This window comes from Caulobacter sp. GW821-FHT10C03 (genome assembly GCF_059415485.1).
Genome location: NZ_JBWKNI010000023.1, coordinates 60,192 through 79,936, shown reverse-complemented (window position 1 = coordinate 79,936; position 19,745 = coordinate 60,192). Strand labels below are relative to the sequence as shown.

The window sequence follows — 19,745 nt, the reverse complement described above, 5'->3', positions numbered from 1 at the left end:
GTCGACCGCCGACAGGTCCAGCCCGTCGCCGTCCAGGTCCAGCGCGATCGGATAGGCGTAGTCGTAGTTGTAGGTGATCGACTGGGTCCAGGCGATGTCGAGCTTGCGCAGGTCGATCGAGGTCCCGCCGGCCAGCACGTACTCGACCGTGTTGAAGCTCTCGTACAGGACGGTGTTGGAGTAGCCGTCCATGGTCACGTACTTGACCCCGCCGCCGACGATCTGCACCCGGTCGGCGACCTGGCTGGCCGTCAGCGCCGTGTTGGAGAGGTCGCGCGCGGCGATGTAGAGGTCGTTGCCGACCACTTGGTAGATCACGTCCCCGGCCGCCACCGAAGCCCCGAAGGCCAGGGTGTCCTCGCCGCCGGTGTCCCAGATGATGTCCAATCCCTCGCCGCGGTCGTAGCCGAACTGGTCGTCGCCGTTGGAGGTGTGGATCTGGTCGTTGCCCAGGCCGCCGATCACGACGTTGCCGTTGCTCTCCACCTGGCCGCTCTGGGCGCCCCAGACGATGTCGTCGCCGTTCATCGCCATGATCAGGTCGGAATTGGTCTTGCTGCCGACCAGGGTGGTGGAGTTGTCGTCGCTGGCCACGCCGAAGTTGACCGAGCCGATATCGAGCTGCGAAGCGCCGCCCATGTCGATCGACTTGATCTTGTTGTTGCCCGCCGTCGGATAGAAATTGGCGCCGATCCGCACCTGGGCGTCGCCCCGGATGCCCAGATCCAGCCAGCCGCTCGCGCCACCCGCCGTACCGCCCCAGATGTCCGAGAACTTCACGTCCGCCCCGAACGAGATCACGTTCCAGCCGGCGCTGTCCTCGACGACGGTGTCCGAGCCGTCCCCGCGGTTGAGGACATAGGTGTCGGCCCCGCCTCCGCCGTAGAGATAGTCGTTGCCGGCCCCGCCGATGAAGGTCTCGTCGGCCGCGCCGCCGCCGATGGTGTCGGCATAGTCCGTGCCCAACACGCCCTCGACGCCCGTGAGCGTGTGGTTCGACACCGTGCCGTCGACGCCGCGCACCTGGGCGTAGCCGCTGCCCAGGTTGATGTTCAAAGCCGCGACCGTGGTGGTGGTGGTCTCATAGTGACCGCCCGTCGACACCCAGTACTGCGAGTAGTCCCACTGGTCATATTCCCAGTAACCGTCCTCGACCCAGACCTGATAGGTCGAGGTCCCGTTGGCGAAGCCCTCCGAATAGTCGATGAAGTCCTTGCCCTCGCCGCCGACATAGGTGTCTTCGCCGTTGGTGGCCACGAACCAGTCGTCGCCGCCCAGGCCCTCCAGGCGATTGTGGAAGAAGTTGCCCTTCAGCTGGTCGGCGGCCTGCGAGCCGCGCAGGTTCTCGATCTCCTGCAGGATGTCGTCCTCGGCGTCGCCGCCGAACGCATCGCCCGTGGACAGGTCGACATAGACCCCCGCCGACGAGCCCTCGTAGCTGGCGGTGTCGAAATAGCCGCCCCCGACCAGCAGGTCCGCGCCCGCGCCGCCTTCGAGGATGTCGTCGCCTTCGCGCCCATAGAGCTCGTCGTCGCCGTCCAGGCCCTTGAGCACATTGTTGCCGGCCGAGCCGAACAGCCGGTCATCGTAATCGGAGCCGGTGGCGTTCTCGATATTGATCAGGCCGTTGCTGCTGTACCACTGCGAGCCGTCGGCGCTGCGCACTTCGAGCAGGCGGCTGGCCGGATTGGCGATGGCGGTGTCCGGGTTGCCGTTCCAGTCGGCGGGACGCACGTCGAGGTCGAGCGTGACCCCGAAGGTGAACCGCTCGGCGCTGACCGTGTCCTTGCCGTTCGGATCGCTGCTGAAGTTGAAGTTGCCGCCGACGATCCAGTTCCAGGTGTAGTCCGCGGTCAGGATGAAGGTGTCGTCGCCGTCCTCGCCCTGCAGGGTGTCGGCGCCATCGCCGCCGACCAGGACGTCATTGCCGACCCCGCCATAGAGGCCGTCATCGCCCGTGTCGCCGGCCAGGTAGTCGTCGCCCGAACCGCCGACCAGACTGTCGTTGCCGCCCCGCCCCAGCAGGGTGTCGTTGCCGTCGCCGCCATCGAGATAGTCGTTGCCGCCGCGGCCATCCAGCCAGTCCCAGCCGCTGCGGCCGTAGAGCTGGTCGCCGCCCTGGCCGCCGACGAAGATGTCGTCGCCGCCCGAGACCGTGACCGAGTTGACGTGCTCGATGTATTCGTAGTCCCAGCCGTTCCAGATGTATTCGTAGGTGATCTCGGTTTCGGTGTGATTGTCGTCGATCACCACCCCGCCGGTGTTCAGGCGCTGGTCGATGAGGTCGTTGCCCGAGGTCGTCGCCCCCGGCGTGGTGATCGCATAGCCGATCTGCGACAGGTCCTCGATGTTGAGCACCTCGCCTTCGGTGTCCCAGGTGGACGTCGCCGTGCCGGCCGGCCGCGAGGTCGGCTGGGTGAAGAAGCCGAACGGCGCTTCGCCGCCAGTGGCGACCAGGCGCAGGACCATGCGCCGATAGGCCGTGCCGGCTGGAGCCGTGGCCGTGCCGCTGAGGGTGTTGAAGTTGGCCAGATCGCCGTGCCAGGCGCCGCTTTCCAGGCCCGAGCCGCCCATGAACGCCACGCTCAGCAGGTTCATGTTGGCGTCGTAGAACTCCATGTACATCTGGGACGTGCCCCGATGCTGGGCGGCCTTGACCGAACCTTCGTAGACCGTGCCCCCCGACGACACCATCACGGCCGAGCGCATGTCGATGACCGAGCCCGAAGCGGGCGTGCCCGGCATGTGCATCCAGAAGACGTCGTTGCCGCTGCCCGACCAGTCGGCGTTGAGGTTCACCCCGCGCTGCGGATTGCCGACCTGCCAGGTCGCCATGTCCCAGCCGGCCAGACCGTCGCCGAACCGGGCGTTGAGCACGTCGTTGTCGCCCGGCCCGGCCTGCGATTGCGACAGGATCGAGAACAGGCCGTCGCTATCGGCCTTGCGCGACTGGATCTCCATGCCGTCGCCGACGGCGAAGACGCGGACGTCCTCGTAGCCCATCTTGCGGCTCTTCAGGTCGAAGCTGTCGAGGAACCCGCGCAGGCCGCCGTAGAAGTCCGACGTCGACCATTTGCCGATACCCAGCTCCGAGATCGAATTCAGCTCGATCAGCCAACCGGCCGCGAATTCGGTCGTCGGACTGGCGGCGATCAGCGCGTTGATCTCGTAGCGTGACTCCAGGTAGCGCCTGTATTCGGCCGCGAGATTGATGTCGCTGGCCAAGGCGGTGATGTCCGTGGCCAGGGAGTTGCTGATCGCCCGTTTGGCGAAGATGTCCCCGCCGACGATCTTGGTGTTCTTGATGGCGATGGCCGTGCCATAGCCGACGGCTTCATCCGACGAGCCGAAGTTCTTCTGAACGCCGTTCACCTTGACATAGATCTGGTTGCCGGTGTGGCCGTAGATCTGGGTCGTGCTGTAGCCGTTCAGGTTGGATACGTAGGCGGTATCGTCGGTATAGGCGACCATGCCGATGACGCCATTGAGCGTATCGCGCGCCAGGGTCGCCATCGAGGTGACGAGCGCTCGGTTGCCTCCGTTCGCGGTGACGATGCTGCCGACCTCGTATCGGGCGTAAGGCAGCTGCAACACGGTTTCGGCGCTGGCCGTCGGAATCTTCGGCTTCTTGCGCCCGAACAGGTTGCCGATCAGCGCGCCGATCACGAAGCCGACAAAGGCCCCGATGCCCGGCACGAGGATCGAGGCGGCGATTCTCCCAAAGGACGCGGCCAGTTGGGCATGGATCGCCGCGGCGAAGGTAGAGACGATGCCGGCGCTGGTCCCGCTGCTGAATGCGATCGTTCCCAGGGTCGAGCCCAGCGAAGACAACGCCGCGCCTGCCTGGGTGCGCACCGGAACCACCATCGAGCCGAGCTTCGAACCGAAGAAGCTGCCGATGGCGCTGCCGAGAACGCCGGCGCTGTAGCCGCCAGCGGCGGCGGCGGAAGTGCTGGTTCCGAAAGCTTCGGCGGCCCGCAGGCCGTCGAACAGGGCGCGACCGCCCATGGCGTTGCCAATGATCGTCGAGGTGATCGTTCCGCCGACGCTCTGGAACAGTTCGGCCCCGAAACCGGACAGGCCGAGCGCCTTGCCGAGCTCGAGCGAAAGATAGCTGCCGATCTGCCCGGCGACCGCGCCCTGGAACGCCTGGCCGAGATCCTGGCTGAAGTCCGCGAAGGCCTTCTTGATCTCGCCATTGGCGTGGAAGCCGAGATCGAGCCCGTGCTTCAGGTCGATGAGTTGGCCGATATTCTGGCCGACCGCCCCCAGCACCGCACTGGCGGCGACGCTGGTCGCGACGTTGCCATTGCCGAGATAGGAACCCAGCGCGCTGCCGAGCGCCTGAGCGAAATCGGCGAACCGCACCGGCGGAATTTCCTGCAGCACCGTAGCGACGACGCCGTCCTCGCTCGTGCCGAGACGACCACGTTCCTTCCAACCGCCGGCGCGCTCGACCTCATAGGTCGTGTAGTCGACCACCCCGTCGCCGTCGGCGTCGTGGGTGCGGTAGGTCCAGGTCCCGTTCTCGTCCGTCGTCGTGTATTCGTAGACGCCGTTGGAGATGAACTTCGGAGCACTCCATATTCCGGCGTCATCGGACAGGCTCGGCGGGCGCGACGTATTGTGCACGCGCAGTCCACCGGCAATATAGGTATGGGTGAGAGCGACCTCGAAGTTGTAGATCGGAACGGCGACTTCGGATGAGATAGCCTCGGCTCCGGACAGATCGACCGCCCCGCCGTCGGCGGCCACGGCCTTCACGCCCTGCTGGACCATTTCGCCGACGGGTTGGAAATCGCCGCGTTCCGTCAGGAAGGAGTGCCCAGGCGTAACCTCCACGCCATTGGGCAACCGCAGCCATTCGTTGGCCTCCCCAGGATAGATCTCGACGACCGTCGACGCCTGCAGCGCGCCGGTCTCGTCGAAAGACTGCACCTGGTCGCCCACGCGGACATGCTCGATCGACTTGACCGAGCCGTCGGCCATCAGCACTTCCGTGCCGGCGAGGAAGCAGAAGGAGTCCGTTCGGCGGCGGAAGGCCTGAATGAGATCCGCCGTCGCAGGCTTTACATCGCCGCTTCCGGCCAAGTCGATGAACTGAACGCCATCGGCTTTCCGGGTGTACCTGTAGGACCGGCCGAGCATCGCACCGGTCTTCTGATCGTATTGATAGAACGCCTCGGTCGTGAACTCGCCGACCATGGTGCCTACGGTCGTGATCGACTTGTCGACGTAGGAAACCTTCAGCGTCGCGGCGCCGGTCACACGGTCGCGCGTCCGCTGCACATAGTATTCGGTAATTTTTCCCTCAGCCCAGTACAGCGTGATCGTATTTTCGGTCCTCCTGGGCTGCGTCTTCAGGAAGATCTGCGCGGCGAGGTCGGCGGCCAGGTCGTAATTCGTATGCGTTCTTTCAGCATTCCTGATGTTCACCAGCATTCGCTCGGTGATTTCATCCTGGTATTTCAAGCTGTCCTGAGGCAGACCATTGTTGTTTATCGAGTCCCGGATCCACCCCGACAGGGTCGAGGTCACCAACCCATCATCGCGGCCAACGACGATGGCGGATGTTTTGGTGAGCCCCAGACCACCAAAGCTGTATTCGATCGAAATCGTCTCGTCGAACGGGCTGCTGTAGACTTTCAAGCCCAGCTTGAGCAGGTTGCCCAGTTCGCCATCGAGGCCCGCCAGCCCGAAGGTATTGAGATCGATCGCTTTGGTGCCGCCGAGCGTGACGACCGACTTGACGCCCTGCTTCTTGTAGGTGCCCTCGACCGACAGCGTCACGCCGCCGGTTTGAGGATCGTAGCCTATCTCCGCCCCGACATCGAAAGGAAGCGCCGCGGCGTACCGCTTGACCGCCTTGATGAGGGCGCCCTTGAAAATCGCGGGATCGACGCCCGGGCTGTCTACGCGGAACACCCCCAGGCCAGGATCATTGTCGAAATAGCTCTTGGTAAAGGCATAGACGATCTGGGCCTGCTTCTCGGGAGTCTGCAGGAGCAGATTCACCTTCTTCGCATAGTTGTTCAGCGCCTTGAGATAAGCGGGAATTTCGTTGGCAGGATTACGCTTCGCCATCTCAGTTTCCTCCGGCCGTCAATTCGTGAAATCGTTGCTTTGAAAGGCCCGGCTCAATCCTGGGCAGCGCCCGGGCGACCTCTTCATCGAAGAGGCTGGCGGCGGGACCGGTCGCGGGGGAACCATCGACCTTGATGACCGCCTCGCCCGGCGCGGAAAAAACGCCCCACGCCCCCACGGCCGCGGCCGCGGCGCGCGTCCTGCAGTCCTCGACCCGCGCACGGATCTCGTCGGAGCGACCGGACTCTCCACTTGTGTGATTCAGGGCGTCCGCCTCGGTGACGCTCGCCATCCGGCTGATACGCCCATGGTCGTGACTTGCGACGACGATGCAGCCCGGCCGCTCCACGACCTTCAACTGCTCCGCCGCGCCATCGCCGAACGCGACTCGCAACACTTGGTCGGGATGGCCGGCGAACGGCTGCAGGGACGGCGCGTACAGCTGCACGAAATTCGCCGGCCGCCCCTTGGCGAGACCTGTGCCGGCCTCGACGAAATCGCCCCCCAGCAAAGTTCTTATCTCAAGCGACCCCCGCGTCTTCGGGCCGGGCGGGTCCCATTTCGTGGCGGTCAAGGGCCGCCCCTGACCGACGATCACATCGTCGAAACGGACGACCAGGTCCTGCCCCTCGGGGAAGAGCAAGGCCTCCAGGACATCCACCTGGGGCTTGAACTTCTTGGCCAACGGCGGAGGAGACGGCGGCTGCGCTTCGCAAGCGCTCAAGGGAGCCAGCACGGTGAAAAGCGAGGCCAACAGCCCGACGACAGTCAGCGCCGACGCCCCCGGCCGCCTTGCGGGCGGTGTTTGCACGGCGCGCCGCAACCCGCCGCCGCTCGACGTCTCACCGCTTCGCCGATCGGCGACGAACTCGATACCCAAAAGCGAACCGGCCACGCTACGCCTCACTGATTTGTACAAGCGAGACCGTAGGCGAGATCGCCGTTTGGTTGCAATTGAGAAATACTACTTCAATTCGATGAGCCTTCGAAATTCACGGAAACTGCACAATTGACGCCCCGTCGCCTCTTCCTTGCGCGCGCCCAAAGAAAAACGGCCGGTTCCTCGCGGAACCGGCCGTCTTCAGATCCAGGCGCTCAGGCGAGCCCTTAGAACGGGATTTCGTCGTCCAGGTCGGCCGAGAAGCTCTCGCGCGGGCCGCTGGGCTGGCTGCGCGGAGCGCCGCCGCCGAAGTTGCCGCCGCCTTGGCCGCCGCCGTAGCCGCCGCCACCGCCGCCCGAACCGTAGCCTTCGTCATAGCCGCCCGACGGAGCGCCAGCGCCGGCGCCGTCGCCACGGCCGCCCAGCATGGTCAGTTCGCCGCGGAACTTCTGCAGCACGATCTCGGTGGAGTACTTTTCCTGGCCCTGCTGGTCGGTCCACTTGCGGGTCTGGATCGCGCCCTCGATGTAGACGGTCGAGCCCTTGCGCAGGTAGCTCTCGGCCACCTTCACCAGGTTGTCGTTGAAGATCACGACGCGGTGCCACTCGGTCTTTTCCTTGCGCTCGCCGCTGGAGCGGTCGCGCCAGGTCTCGGACGTGGCGATGCGCAGGTTGGCGACGCGGTCGCCCGAATTGAGGGTGCGGATCTCGGGGTCGGCCCCGAGGTTGCCGACCAGGATGACCTTGTTGACGCTGCCAGCCATTTGGCGAATGCCCTGTTCTCGCCCGGCGACCCTATGCGCCGGAATCTCGAGCGGAGACGTTAACGACTCAGCAAGGCGGAAATCAAGAATTGTTCACCAAACGTTCCTGTGAACAGAGAGCGGTTATCCACCGCCCTCTCCTCGCCTCCCGGAAACGGTCTTAGCGCGCCGGCAAGGCGCCGGGCACGGCCAGACGGCCGTCGCCCGTGCGCACCAGCGACATGAACCGGGCGCCTTCGTAGCTGTCGCCCAGATAGATGCCCTCGCGTTCCACGAAGATGAACTTGCCCTGGTAGGAGCCGGTCAGCTGCTCCTTGCGGAGGCCCATGCGCAGGAAGCGGATGCGCATCCCTTCCAGCGTGGCGGCGCAGGTCTCCATGTTGGGCACGTTGCGCTCGACCGGGTTGAACTGCAGCGTGCCGTCCTTCTTCTCGATGACGTGGTTGCAGACGCCCTGGTCGAAAGGCGCGCGGGTGGCCTTGACGCAGCCCGACAGGCCGACAGCGGCGACGCCGAGGGCCAGGACGGCGGCGATGGGGGAAACGCGCATCAGAAAACTCCTTCGGCCCAAGAGCCTTTCCCCGCGGGAAAGGCTCTCATTCAAATATCCATAGCGCGGCCCGGGCGGATCAACCGCCCAAACTTGACCCTGCTGCGCTCTAGCCGACGCTGGGAATGGCGCAGTTGGCGGCCTGCTCCACCACCAGGTGGAACGAACGGTTGTCGGACGAGGCCTCGACGCGGCCCGGCAGCAGGCGCAGCGTCTCGTCGCCCCAGCGGCCGTAGGTGGCGCCGCCCGGACGCTCGCACTTGCCGGCGAAGAGCTGCTGGATGCAGGCGTTCTGGGTGATCTCGCCCGGCAGCTTGTTCCACTGGCCGCCGAGATAGCGCTGGCAGACGGCCAGGGGCGCGCTCGGCGCCGAGGTCGCGCCCGAGGCGGCCGGCGTCGCCGCGGGCGTGGCGACAGGCGCGGCCACGGCCGGCGGCGGCAGCGGGGTCAGCACCGTGCCGGCCTGGTCGGCGGCGGCCAGGGCCCCGGTCTCGTCGACTCCGACGTCGAGGGCGCCGGTGGCCACGCCGTTCTTCTTGGCGCATTCGGCCAGGGTGGTCTCGCCCACGAACTGGCCGCCGACGAAGCAGCGCAGCGGGCGGGCCGGATCGTTCAGCTTGGTGTCATCCGAACGACCGGTCTCGACGATCAGGCCGCCGCGCGAGGCCGGCGGATCCTCGGCCGGCTTGCGGTCCTTGCCGCCCATCAGCGTGAAGGCCACGGCTAGGCCCGCGATCACCGCCAGGGCCGCTCCGCCGCCCAGCAGCACGCGTCGATCTTTGAGAAGTTCCATGCCCCCTGGCTACGACGCGTCGATGACGGTTTCAAGCGTCACGGCGGCCGCGAAGGCCATGCGCGGCCTAGCTGCCGCCGGTCAGGCGGTCCAGCGCGGCCTGGTAGTTGGCGATCTGGTTGGTCAGATAGGCCGGGGCCGTGCCGCCGGTCTTGCCCGAGGTGGTGGCCGAGCCGTCGGCCTTCACGCCGTTGGCGATGTCGGCCATCTCGCGATAGGCGTTGCGGATCGCCGCCGTGGCCGACTTCAGCAGGTCGGCCGTGGTCGCCCGGGCCGTCTCGTCGACCAAGCTGAGCTCGGTGGGCAGCTTGAGGCCGTAGACCGGCCCCTTGCCGTCGGCCGAGACGGTGCGGCCGTCGTCGGTCTTGGTGTTGCGCACGATGCCCGAAGCCAGGCCCAGGGCGCTCAGCACATTGCTGTCGCCCTTGCCCGGCAGCACTTCCACCGTCGAGGTGTTGTAGGCCGGGGTGATCTTCAGCTTGCGCATGTTGCCGTCGCTGGAGATCGACACCTTGGCGGCGTAGCCCGACGCCCGGCGGATCTTGTCGGCCAGGGTGTCGAGCGTGTCGTCGGCGCCGATGGTGATGGTGGTCAGCGGGCCGCGCTCGCGGGTGCGGATCTGGAAGGTGTCGCCCGGCCGCGCCGAGGTCGCCGACACGATCTTGTCCGACTGGGTGTAGTTCATCGTCCCGCGCGGCAGGCCGAAGATGTCGAGCGCGCTGGAACCCGAGGCGTCGACCGCGATCGAGGTCGGGGTGGCGTAGCCGTCCTTGCCGGTCAGGCGCTGTTCCCAGGTGGCGTCGCCGGTGGCCATGTCGATCTGGGCGACGTAGCCGTCCTTGGTGCCGACCGTGGCCTGGCCCGCCAGGTCCTTGCCGGCCGAGCCCACCAGCCAGACCTGGCCGTTGGAGACGGCCATGCCGGTGACCGTGTCGTCGCCCGTGCCGCCGTAATAGGCCAGGGTGTCGCCGGAAGTGCTGGTGAGGTCGAGCGACACGCGCGCGACGAAGCCGTCAGAACCGCCTGAAGACGCGGATTTGACGTTGTTGACCGTCAGCGAGCCGTTGGTCGTGTAGCCGCCGACATAGAGCTGGCCGTTGTCGATGGTCAGGCCGGCGATGTCGCCGCCCTTCAGCGTGCCGAGGTCGCGCGTCGCGCCCACGGTCATGGTGGCGGCCTTGGTGTAGGTGACCGGCTTGGTCTCGTAGACGCCGGCCGAGTTCAGCGCCGTGCGGTTCTCGGTCACCACCGAAGTGGAGACGTCGAAGCTGCGCAGCATCGCCTCGCTGCCTTCCTTGCTGGCGACGATGACCTTGCCGCCGTCGACGACCATGCCCGAGACGGTGTCGTTCTCGGCGCTGCCGAAATGGGTGGTGAACAGGGCCTTGGGCGTGCCGGTGATGTCGGCCGCGAAGCCCGTCAGATAGTTGTCGTAGCCGCCCTGCGAGGCCGAGCCGGTCGCGCCGGGCAGGTCCGACTTGGTGCGGCCGGCCACGTAGACGACGCCGTCCTGGCCGAAGGCGACGGCCGTGGCCTCGTCTTCCAGCAGGCCGCCGCGACGCACCGTCCAGCTCTCGTCGCCGTTGGCGTCGTACAGCGACACGAAGCTGTCGGTCACCGTGCCGTTGCTGTCGGAGTTGATCGGACCGGTGGTGGCGCCGGTCAGGGTTCCTGCCACCGAGCCGGCCACGGCCACCTTGCCGTCGCTCGACACGGCGATCGAATAGCCGGTGGCGGTGTCGGCCGCGCCCAGGCTGCGGGCGTAGAGCAGCTTGCCGGCCGAGTCGTACTTCAGCAGGGCGACGTCCTGGTCGCCCTTGATGGTCTGGCTCTCGACGCTCTTTTCGACGTCGGCCAGCACATAGATCGAGCCGTCGGGGCCGGTGACGGTCTTGTGGACCTTGGCGACCGTGCCTTCCAGCGTGTCGGAGAAGACCTTGGTCCCGGCCGTCGCGCCCGAGCCGGCGCCGTACTTGGTCAGGGTGTTCTCGATGACCGCGTCGTCGGTCTTGGTGTCCTTGTCCGGGTCGGGGTTCCCGGCCTCGGTGGTGATATAGACGGCGGGCTTCGAGACCGAGGCCGTGAAGTTCAGCTTCTCGATCGAGTCGCCACGGATGCGCAGAGCGAAGTCGTCGCCGGTGGCCGGCAGCTTGACCGTCTGGCCGTTGACCGTGGTGGTGCGGGCCACGCCCGCGGTCCGCTCGACGGCGAAGGTGGTGTTGTAGCCGGCCGCAGAGAGCTTCTCGTTGAAGAAGCTGACCACGTTGGCCATGGTCCGCGGCTTGGAGCCCATCTCGGACAGGTCCATCTTCAGCGTCGTGGTCTCGCCGAACTTGGTCACCGCCATGTCGAAGCTGACGTCGCCCTTGAACTGCGGGACCTCATCGTCGACCTGGCCGCTGTAGAGCGTGCTGGTGACATAGCCGTAGACGTTCTTGGGGATGCCGACCGTCGACTTGTCGGTGGTCATGGCCGCGCCGGTGGTCAGGCGCATGTTCTCGCCGTTCAGGTTCTGAACGTAGTTGGTGAGCTCCGTCAGCCCCTTGGTCATCGCCGTCTGCAGGCGCTTGATCTCGCTGTCGGAGACGTTCTTGCCGCTGGCCTGGCTGGCGATCGCCGTTAGGGTGTTCAGGGCCTGGTAGGCGGTGAACAGCTTCTTGTAGTCGCCGGAAATGCCGGGCGAGGCCGCCTCGGCGGCGCCTTCGTCGATGAACTTGCGGCCGTTCAGCGCCGACTTCACCAGATCGCTGGCCTGGGTGGACACCGTGGTCCAGGGCGCGGCCGGGATGGCTTTCTTGCTGGACGACGACGAGGTCGTCCCCGTGGTCGTCGTCGTGGACGCAGTCGAGCCCGTCAGGCCGACCTTGGCCTGATAGTAGCTCAGCAGCGAACTGGTGTCGAAAGTGATCACAACAGCTTCCACGGAAGGCGCAACGCGCCACACAGCGGCAATCTACGGTTATGAACGCTGACGTTTCGTTAAGACGTGTAAATGAGAGCCGACCACCCGGAGAGATTTAGGCGGCGATCAGGTGGGCGTCGCTGAGCGAGCGCCGGGCCTCCTCGCGCAGGCCGGCCCATTCCTCGGCCAGTATGCCCAGCAGCACCACGTCGCGGGGCTCGCCGTTCTTCAGCACATGGCCGCGCAGATAGCCCTCGCGGCGGAAACCCGAGGCGGACTGGGCCTTCAGGGCCGCGTCATTGTCGGCCATGACCTCGGCGAACACCTTGTGCAGGCCAAGCTCGCCGAAGGCGCGGTCGAGGCCCAGAACCTGGGCCGCCCGCCCTACTCCGCGCCGGCGGGCGTCGGCGGCGCCGACGAACCAGTTCCAGCTGGCCCGGCGGTGATGCGACAAAAGGCCCGTCAGGGTCAGCAGGCCGGCCGGCGCGCCGGAGCGCACGATCATCCAGCCGCGCATGTTCGGATTGGTGCGCAGCGACTCGAACCAGGCGGCATGCGCTTCCCGGCTGGGGAACGCGGCGTCCGACATCCAGCGATCGACCTCGGGCTCGGCGCGCCACTGAAACAGCACCGCCTCGTCTTCGTCCTTCAAGTCCCGCAGTTCGATCATGCCGAGCGAATCCCCTTGCGCCGCGACGCACAGAGTAACCACGCAAAAAACGCCGGCCTAGGGAAAGACCGGCGTTTGTTGTGACAATTCCGTAGCGGCAGCCTCAGCCGCCGCTGCCGAACAGCGACAGGATGATCTGCGGGGCGCTGTTGGCGATCGACAGGGCCTGGGCGCCGAGCTGCTGCTTGACCTGCAGGGCCTGCAGGCGGGCGCTTTCCTTGGCCATGTCGGCGTCGACGAGGTTGCCCACCCCGGTCTCCAGCACGTCGGACAGCTTGGAGACGAAGGTGTTGTGGGCGTCGATCTGCTTGGCCTGCGAGCCGATCGAGCCGACCGCCTGGTTGACCGAGGCGATGGTCGAGTCGAGGCGGGTCAGAACGGCCGTGGCCTGGGTCAGGCTGGCGATGCTGTCGGTGGCCACCAGGCTGTTGTTGGGGCTGCCGAGCGACAGGGTCTGCAGGTTCAGCGAGATGACGGTCTGGGCGTCGGCGTCGGCCAGGAAGGTGATGGAGGCGGTCTGGCTGCCGTCGAGGATGTTGGCGCCGTCGAAGGTGGCGCTGTCGACCACCTGGGTCAGATTGCTCAACAGGCCCTGGAAGTCGGCGTCGAGGGCCTTGCGGGCCGAGGTCGACAGCGAGCTGTCCTTGGCCGCGACCACCTTCTCGCGCATCTGGTTGAGCAGGTCGGAGACCGACTCCCCGGCCGTCAGGGCGACGTCGGCGATCGAGGTGGCGCGGTCGAGGCTCATCTTGACCGAGGACAGGGCCGAGCGGTCGGCCTGCTGGTCCTGCGCGATCGACCAGACCGCAGCGTTGTCCTTGGCGCTCGAGATCGCAAGGCCGGTATTGATGCGGGTCTGGACGCCCTGCATCTCGTCGTTGGTCTTGTTCAGATTCTGCAGGGCGATCAGCGCAGGCTGATTGGTGTTCACGCTCAGCGTCATCACGATCTCCGAACGGCGTTCTCGCCGACTTACGAGGGAGCTCGGTACGCGATTCGGCGGCCGAGCAGGATCGACCGTGAACTTGCCGTTGCGGCGGTAAGAATATGGTTAACGCGCGTAAACCATAACGCGCCTGCGACGTCGCGCCGCAAGCGTTGGCCGGAAATCCTTACGCGATAAGGCCTTAGGTCAGGCCGTCATAGATCTTGCCGGGGCCGTAGGACGCGGCGTCCTTGAACCTCAGCACGTCTTCGCGCGGATATTGCTTAAGGGTTTCGCCGGTGCGCCGGTCGACCGTCTTGTAGACGTAGACCCCGCTGTCGATGTCTTCCTCGATCACCAGACGCAGGTCGCCGGGCTGAGGACCGTTGTCGGCCTTCTGTTCGGCGGCGGTCGATGCGCTCTTGCGAGCATCGGCCTTGCGGGCGTCGGAAACGACATCGCCGTCCGAGGACGAGCCTGGGACGGTGGGCGAAACGATCGGATTTTGCGCGGACAACTCTTGAACCTGAGCCGTCAGCGCGGCTTTGCTTTCCATCTCTCCCATCGCCGCCGGTTCTCGGCGGCGCCTCTGTTATCCCCTCCCCGGCCAAGGCCGAAGAAAGGCGGGGGCGGCCCGTGAGGACCGCCCCCTGCTCGTTCCTTATCGGAACAGGCTCAGGACCGTGCCGGTCGACTGGTTGGCGATAGAGAGCGCCTGGATACCGAGCTGCTGCTTGGTTTGCAGAGCTTGGAGCTTGGCGCTTTCCTTGGCCAGGTCGGCGTCGACCAGGTTGCCCACGCCGGCGTCGAGGCTGTCTTGCAGCTTGCCGACGAAGGTCAGGTGGGTGTCCAGGCCGGTCGAGCTGGTGCCCAGCGAAGCCAGCTTGTTGGTCGTCGTCTGCAGAGCCGTGTCGATGGTCGCAATCATCGTCTTGGCAGCGGCGGCGTCCGCGAAGGTGGTGCTGGTGCTCAGGCCGATACCAGCCAGCGACAGGGTCTTGGAGTTCACCGTGATGGCGGTGCCGTCCGAGTTGGCCAGGAAGCTGAGCTTCGTGGTCGAACCGTCGATGATGCTGGCGCCGTTGAACTTGGCGTTGCTCACGGCCTTGGTGATCTGGTCGCGCAGCGAAGTGAAGTCAGACTTCAGGGCGTTGAACGAGGCAGTGTTCAGCGAGGTGTCGGAAGCGGCCAGGGCCTTTTCCTTCATCTTGCCGAGCAGGTCCGTGACGGTGTCGCCGGCGGCCAGAGCGACGTCGATCGTGGATTGACCGCGTTGCAGCGAGTCCTTCACGGCGTTCATCGAGGAGGCGGTGGCCGACTGGTTCTTGGCGGTGGCCCAGATAGCGCCATTGTCTTTGGCGCTGCCGATCTTCTTGCCGGTGTTGATACGCTGTTGCGTAACGGCGAGATCGCTGTTGGTCGAGTTCAGGTTTTGCAGGGCGATCATCGCGCCCGAGTTCGTGTTGATGCTGTTCAGCGCCATAACGAATATGTTCCTATTTCAGGTTGTCCGACGTCATTTTGACTGCCGGGAGCGTTTTGCTCGCTGAACTAGGAAGCAACTACCGGGCCAATCCTGCCCACCCATGCGAAATTTTTAAGTTGTTGAAATTACTGCGTTATATGTTCGTTTAGGACGTTGCTGCCCGGCAATTCCTGCCGACTTGAGGCGCCATCCGGCAAAATGTGCCGGGCAGGTTTCAGCAGATGCGACCGTTTTGCCCACCCGAAAATCGACCGCCGGTCGTCGGAAACGCGGGACCGGAAAAAGAAAACGCCGGGCGGTCTTTCGACCGCCCGGCGCTTGTCGCCGCCTTGGCGCTTCTTCGATCAGCCCTTGAACAGGGACAGGATCGACTGGGGCGCCTGGTTGGCGATGGACAGTGCCTGCACGCCCAGTTGCTGCTTGGTTTGCAGCGACTGCAGCTTGGCGCTTTCCTTGGCCATGTCCGCATCGACCAGATTGCCGACACCGGCGTCCAGGCTGTCCTGCAGCTTGCCCATGAAGGTCAAGTGCATGTCCAGGCCGACCGAGTTGGTGCCGAGCGAAGCCAGCTTGTTCGTCGTCGTGGTCAGAGCCGTGTCGATGGTGGAGATCATCGTCTTGGCCGCCGCGGCGGTCGTGAAGGTCGTCGCCGCCGACAGACCGATGCCCGTGAGGGACAGAGTCCGCGAGGTGACGGTGAACGCCGAGCCCGTTTCGTTCGCCAGGAACTGCAGCTTCGTGGTCGAACCGTCCACGACGCTGGCTCCGTTGAACTTGGCGTTCGTCACGGCCTTGGTGATCTGGTCACGCAGGGACGTGAAGTCAGCCTGAAGGGCGTTGAACGAGGCGGTGTTGAGCGAGGTGTCGGAAGCGGCCAGAGCCTTTTCCTTCATCTTGCCCAGCAGATCGGTGACGGTGTCGCCTGCAGCCAGAGCAACATCGATCGTCGACTGACCGCGCTGGAGAGAATCCTTCACGGCGTTCAACGAGCTCGACGTCGCGCTCTGCATTTCAGCCATCGACCAGATCGCGCCGTTGTCCTTAGCGCTCGAGATCTTCTTGCCGGTGTTGATGCGTTGCTGGGTGGTGGTCAGCTCCGAGTTGGTGGCGTTCAGGTTCTGCAGCGCGATCATCGCGCCGGCATTGGTGTTGATGGAGTTGGCGATCATAGGAACCTACCATTTTGGTGGAGAGCCCCGGCATTTTGCCGGTCGGGCGTTTTGCCCGCGGGAACCATCGCAAACGGCGGGCCAGTTCAGGCCAAATCGCAACGCCTTGAAATATAAGGAAATTGAAAAATATCAGGCCGGAAACGAAACCGCCCGGCGAATGCAACATTCGCCGGGCGGCAGGTTTTTCCGAAGAGAAGCGGCAATCGGCGCCGAGCGGCGCCGTGGCGCGATCAGGTCAGGCCGCTTCGGCGCGAGCGGCCAGGCCCTGCATGATCATGCGGTTGATCTCGATCAGAGGCTCGAACTCCTCTTCCTTGCGCATGACCAGGCTCGAGTGCCGGCTGACCCAGAGGCTCAGCGAGATGATGCTCGCGCGCAGCTCCTTGGGCATGGTGTTCTCCGGCAGCGAGCAGTCGGTCGCCAGCGCGGACCAGACACGACGGTTCCAGTCCAGAGCGTGGATACGCTTCTGGATGTCGCCATCCTCGGCTTCCGAAGCCTCCATGAGGGCCCGAGTCACCTGTCCGAACAGACGGTACTCGACCTCTCGCGGATTCTCAGTCCTGGTCGCCGCCTGTTGGTAGGCCCGAAGAGACATTCCCCAACCTCTCGTCTTCGTAATCGATCAGCTTACGGCTCAGCATGAGCGCCTTGTAGTATTCACGCGCCATGACGTGTTTCGAGATCGCGATGCAATCGGCCAGAACGGCCGCGTTGCGCACCACGCCCATGAACTCGGTCAGGCGGGTGGCGAACTCGTCGTAGTATTTTTCGGCGCCGGCCTCTTCCAGGTACATCATCATGACCGGGAAGTAGATCCGACGCGAGGGCGTGGTGACCTGGTCGGGCTGCATGATGTCCTTCTCACGCAGCACCGAGGCCTTGTTCTGGAGGACCAGCACGCCGCGACGATCGCCGTTCTGCACGACCGCCCCGTTCAACACGAATTTCTCGCCGGGCTTCAGCGACAGCTTCAAAGGCACTTTTGGCCGCTCCTTTCCATCGCTGCGCCCGTCCGCCGTGATGGCGGTTCGCCGGAATGGCGTTCAATCGGGACCCTAGGTCGCCGTGGGTTAACGCCTTGTTGCCGCCGACGCGACCGTAAGTCGCAGCTTAGGACTCAATTAAGCATACTCGCCCAGAGGATGAAGTCACCCAATCGCCCAAGGTGGTCGCATGTCCCGCAATCTCGGCTTCGGAATCTCGGCCGCCGCCCTCGCAGCCGCCGAAGAAGCGGCCGGTGAAGGCGTCCACCTGGGCCTGCGCGCCGAACAGCTGGGCGATTCCGCCTCGTCCGATTCGATCGCCCGCCTGAATCTCGAAGCCCGCGCCGTCCGCGACCACGAAAGCGTGAAGCTGCTCAACCGCGCCATCGTCGCCGTGCAGCAGGGCGACTACGCCCGCGCCGAGAAGAACGCCCTCAAGGCCCTGAAGAAGGACGAGCGCACGGGCGTGGCCTGGCACGTCCTGGCCGTGGCCCGCGAGAAACTCGGCGACTTCGCCTCCTCCATGCAGTGCTACGAGGCGGCGCTGCAGCTCCTGCCCAGCCAGGGCCAGGTGGCCGGCGACCTGGGCCGCCTGGCCTTCCGCCTGGAAATGCCCGACATCGCCGCCAAGCTCTTCATGCATTACCTGAACGAGCGGCCCGGCGACCTCGAAGGGGTCAACAACCTGGCCTGCGCCCTGCGCGACCTGAACCAGGAATCGGCGGCGATCGACGTCCTCAAGCCCGCCATCCAGGCCAATCCGGAAGTTCCGGCGCTGTGGAACACCCTGGGCACGGTGATGTGCAGCATGGGCGAAGGCCGCACCGCCCTCACCTTCTTCGACGAGGCCCTGCGCCTGTCGCCCAACTTCGGCAAGGGCCACCACAACCGCGCCTTCGCCCGCCTCGACCTGGGCGACGTCGAAGGCGCCCGCGCCGACTGCGAGGCCGGCATCGCCGCCGCCGAGTCGACCGAAGACCTGGCCACCATGCGATTCGCCCATTCGACCATCCTGCTGGCCCTGGGCCGCGTGGCCGAGGGCTGGGAGGCCTACCGGGCGCGTCTCGACCCCGAACTGCCCGGCGCGCCGCACTATCCGATGCCGGTCCGCGCCTGGGAGCCCGGCGAGGACCTGGCCGGCAAGCGCCTGCTGGTCCTGGCCGAACAGGGCCTTGGCGACGAGGTGATGTTCGCCAACACCCTGCCCGACGTCATCGAGGCCCTCGGTCCCGACGGCGCCCTGTCGGTGGTGGTCGAGCGCCGCCTCGTCCCGCTGTTCGAGCGCTCGTTCCCGCAGGCCCAGGTCAGCGTCCACCGCACGGTGGCCTATCAGGGCCGCACCTACCGCAACGCGCCCTTCATCGAGGACTGGTCGAAGATCGACTGCTGGGTCCCGATGGCCTCGCTGCTGAAGACCTTCCGCCCGACCGCCGAGGCCTTCCCCGCCCGCGAGCGCTTCCTGACGCCCGATCCCGCGCGGGTCGCCCACTGGAAGACGGTGCTGGAAAGCGCTCCGCCCGGACCCAAGGTCGGCCTGCTGTGGAAGAGCCTGCGCCTGAACGCCGAGCGCGCCCGCCAGTTCTCGCCGTTCGAGCTGTGGGAACCCGTTCTGAAGACGCCCGGCATCTCGTTCGTGAACCTGCAGTACGGCGACTGCGACGAGGAGATCGCCTACGCCCGCGACCACCTGGGCGTCGAGATCTGGACCCCGCCGGGCATCGACCTGAAGCAGGACCTGGACGACGTCGCCGCCCTGTCCTGCGCGCTCGACCTGACCCTGGGCTTCGCCAACGCCACCATCAACCTGGCCGGCGCCTGCGGCGCGCCGATCTGGCTGCTGACCGGCGCGGCCGCCTGGACGCGCCTGGGGACCGACCACTATCCCTGGTACCCGCAGGCCCGCTGCTTCATCGCGCCCAACTACGACGACTGGCGGCCGATCATGGCGCAGGTGTCGGAGGCCCTGGGCGAGTTCGCCGGCTGAGGTTCAGGAACGACGGGCGCCGGGGCGGGTTTGACTCCCTGACGGGCGGCGATCGCGCCGCTCCCTGAGGAGACCCGCCATGCCCCCGGAAACCGATTTCGAGCCGCAGGACGTCGCCGAGGTCCTGGACGAGACCAACCTCACAGACGACGGCGCGGACATCGCCAATTTCGACGATATCGACGACGTCTACGACGTCACCCAGGCCGAGGACGACGCCTCGGAAGACGATGACGAGGACCTCGACCTCCTCGACGACGACGAACTCGTGGACATCGACGACGAACTGGAAGCCGGCCGCGACGACGAGGGCCTGGATGTCGAGCGCGAGCCGCTGGATCCGGTCGGCGGCGGCCTGTCGGACGAGGACCAGATCTCCGACGACAGCGAGGAACCGTCCGACTACGAGTCGACGCGCCTGGCCGACGACGACATCGAGGCCCTGGGCTACGACAAGCGCGGCTAGGGCCGCGAAGGCGGGTCGGGTCCGTGATCAAAACATTCTAGCCGCGCGTCAAAGGCGGCGCATAATTCCGCTCCGCCAGGAGA

At 65.8% G+C, this 19,745-nt stretch carries 14 protein-coding genes and 1 pseudogene; 2 read left to right on the top strand and 13 right to left on the bottom strand.

The window, feature by feature from the left end:
• The 13 genes and pseudogenes from AC07NG_RS22395 to flbT form a co-directional block, all read right to left on the bottom strand.
• Window positions 1–6,084 (bottom strand): annotated as a pseudogene (locus tag AC07NG_RS22395) (hypothetical protein); the annotation flags it as partial.
• 1 nt (window position 6,085) lies between these two features.
• The gene (locus AC07NG_RS22390) at window positions 6,086–6,979 is read right to left on the bottom strand and encodes a hypothetical protein (RefSeq protein WP_492855601.1); all 894 of its coding nucleotides are present in this window, start codon (window positions 6,977–6,979) and stop codon (window positions 6,086–6,088) included.
• Between the two features lie 212 nt (window positions 6,980–7,191).
• Window positions 7,192–7,728 (bottom strand): single-stranded DNA-binding protein, encoded by a 537-nt coding sequence (ssb, locus tag AC07NG_RS22385; RefSeq protein WP_494596427.1) that lies wholly within the window; start codon window positions 7,726–7,728, stop codon window positions 7,192–7,194.
• Window positions 7,729–7,888: 160 nt separating this feature from the next.
• Entirely contained in the window at window positions 7,889–8,278 is a 390-nt protein-coding gene (locus AC07NG_RS22380; RefSeq protein ID WP_492855602.1) for a hypothetical protein, read from the bottom strand.
• Window positions 8,279–8,387: 109 nt separating this feature from the next.
• A complete protein-coding gene (locus AC07NG_RS22375; RefSeq protein WP_494596426.1) occupies window positions 8,388–9,071 on the bottom strand; it encodes a hypothetical protein in 684 nt (227 codons plus the stop codon).
• Between the two features lie 67 nt (window positions 9,072–9,138).
• Complete coding sequence (locus tag AC07NG_RS22370; protein ID WP_494596424.1) at window positions 9,139–11,982, bottom strand: hypothetical protein; 2,844 nt, start codon at window positions 11,980–11,982, stop codon at window positions 9,139–9,141.
• 106 nt (window positions 11,983–12,088) lie between these two features.
• Window positions 12,089–12,643, bottom strand: coding sequence for a UDP-4-amino-4,6-dideoxy-N-acetyl-beta-L-altrosamine N-acetyltransferase (gene pseH, locus AC07NG_RS22365; protein WP_487292534.1), 555 nt, complete (start codon window positions 12,641–12,643; stop codon window positions 12,089–12,091).
• Between the two features lie 103 nt (window positions 12,644–12,746).
• A complete protein-coding gene (locus AC07NG_RS22360) occupies window positions 12,747–13,586 on the bottom strand; it encodes a flagellin (protein WP_487292533.1) in 840 nt (279 codons plus the stop codon).
• A gap of 184 nt (window positions 13,587–13,770) precedes the next feature.
• On the bottom strand, window positions 13,771–14,124 hold the full coding sequence (locus AC07NG_RS22355; protein WP_494596421.1) for a hypothetical protein: 354 nt from the start codon (window positions 14,122–14,124) through the stop codon (window positions 13,771–13,773).
• Window positions 14,125–14,229: 105 nt separating this feature from the next.
• A complete protein-coding gene (locus AC07NG_RS22350) occupies window positions 14,230–15,051 on the bottom strand; it encodes a flagellin (RefSeq protein WP_198574983.1) in 822 nt (273 codons plus the stop codon).
• Between the two features lie 347 nt (window positions 15,052–15,398).
• Complete coding sequence (locus AC07NG_RS22345; protein ID WP_110121789.1) at window positions 15,399–16,223, bottom strand: flagellin; 825 nt, start codon at window positions 16,221–16,223, stop codon at window positions 15,399–15,401.
• A 238-nt stretch (window positions 16,224–16,461) separates the two neighbouring features.
• Window positions 16,462–16,824 carry a flagellar biosynthesis regulator FlaF gene (gene flaF / locus AC07NG_RS22340; protein WP_110121788.1) on the bottom strand — a complete coding sequence of 121 codons (363 nt, stop codon included), beginning with the start codon at window positions 16,822–16,824 and terminating at the stop codon, window positions 16,462–16,464.
• Complete coding sequence (gene flbT / locus AC07NG_RS22335) at window positions 16,784–17,209, bottom strand: flagellar biosynthesis repressor FlbT (protein WP_110121787.1); 426 nt, start codon at window positions 17,207–17,209, stop codon at window positions 16,784–16,786. The genes flaF and flbT overlap by 41 nt, the downstream gene beginning before the upstream one ends.
• A 193-nt stretch (window positions 17,210–17,402) precedes the next feature.
• Here flbT and AC07NG_RS22330 point away from each other — a divergent pair, with 193 nt between their 5' ends.
• Together AC07NG_RS22330 and AC07NG_RS22325 are read left to right on the top strand one after the other, a co-directional pair.
• Window positions 17,403–19,196 (top strand): tetratricopeptide repeat protein, encoded by a 1,794-nt coding sequence (locus AC07NG_RS22330; RefSeq protein ID WP_494596419.1) that lies wholly within the window; start codon window positions 17,403–17,405, stop codon window positions 19,194–19,196.
• Between the two features lie 79 nt (window positions 19,197–19,275).
• On the top strand, window positions 19,276–19,662 hold the full coding sequence (locus tag AC07NG_RS22325; protein WP_494596418.1) for a primosomal protein: 387 nt from the start codon (window positions 19,276–19,278) through the stop codon (window positions 19,660–19,662).
• Window positions 19,663–19,745: the final 83 nt, after the last annotated feature.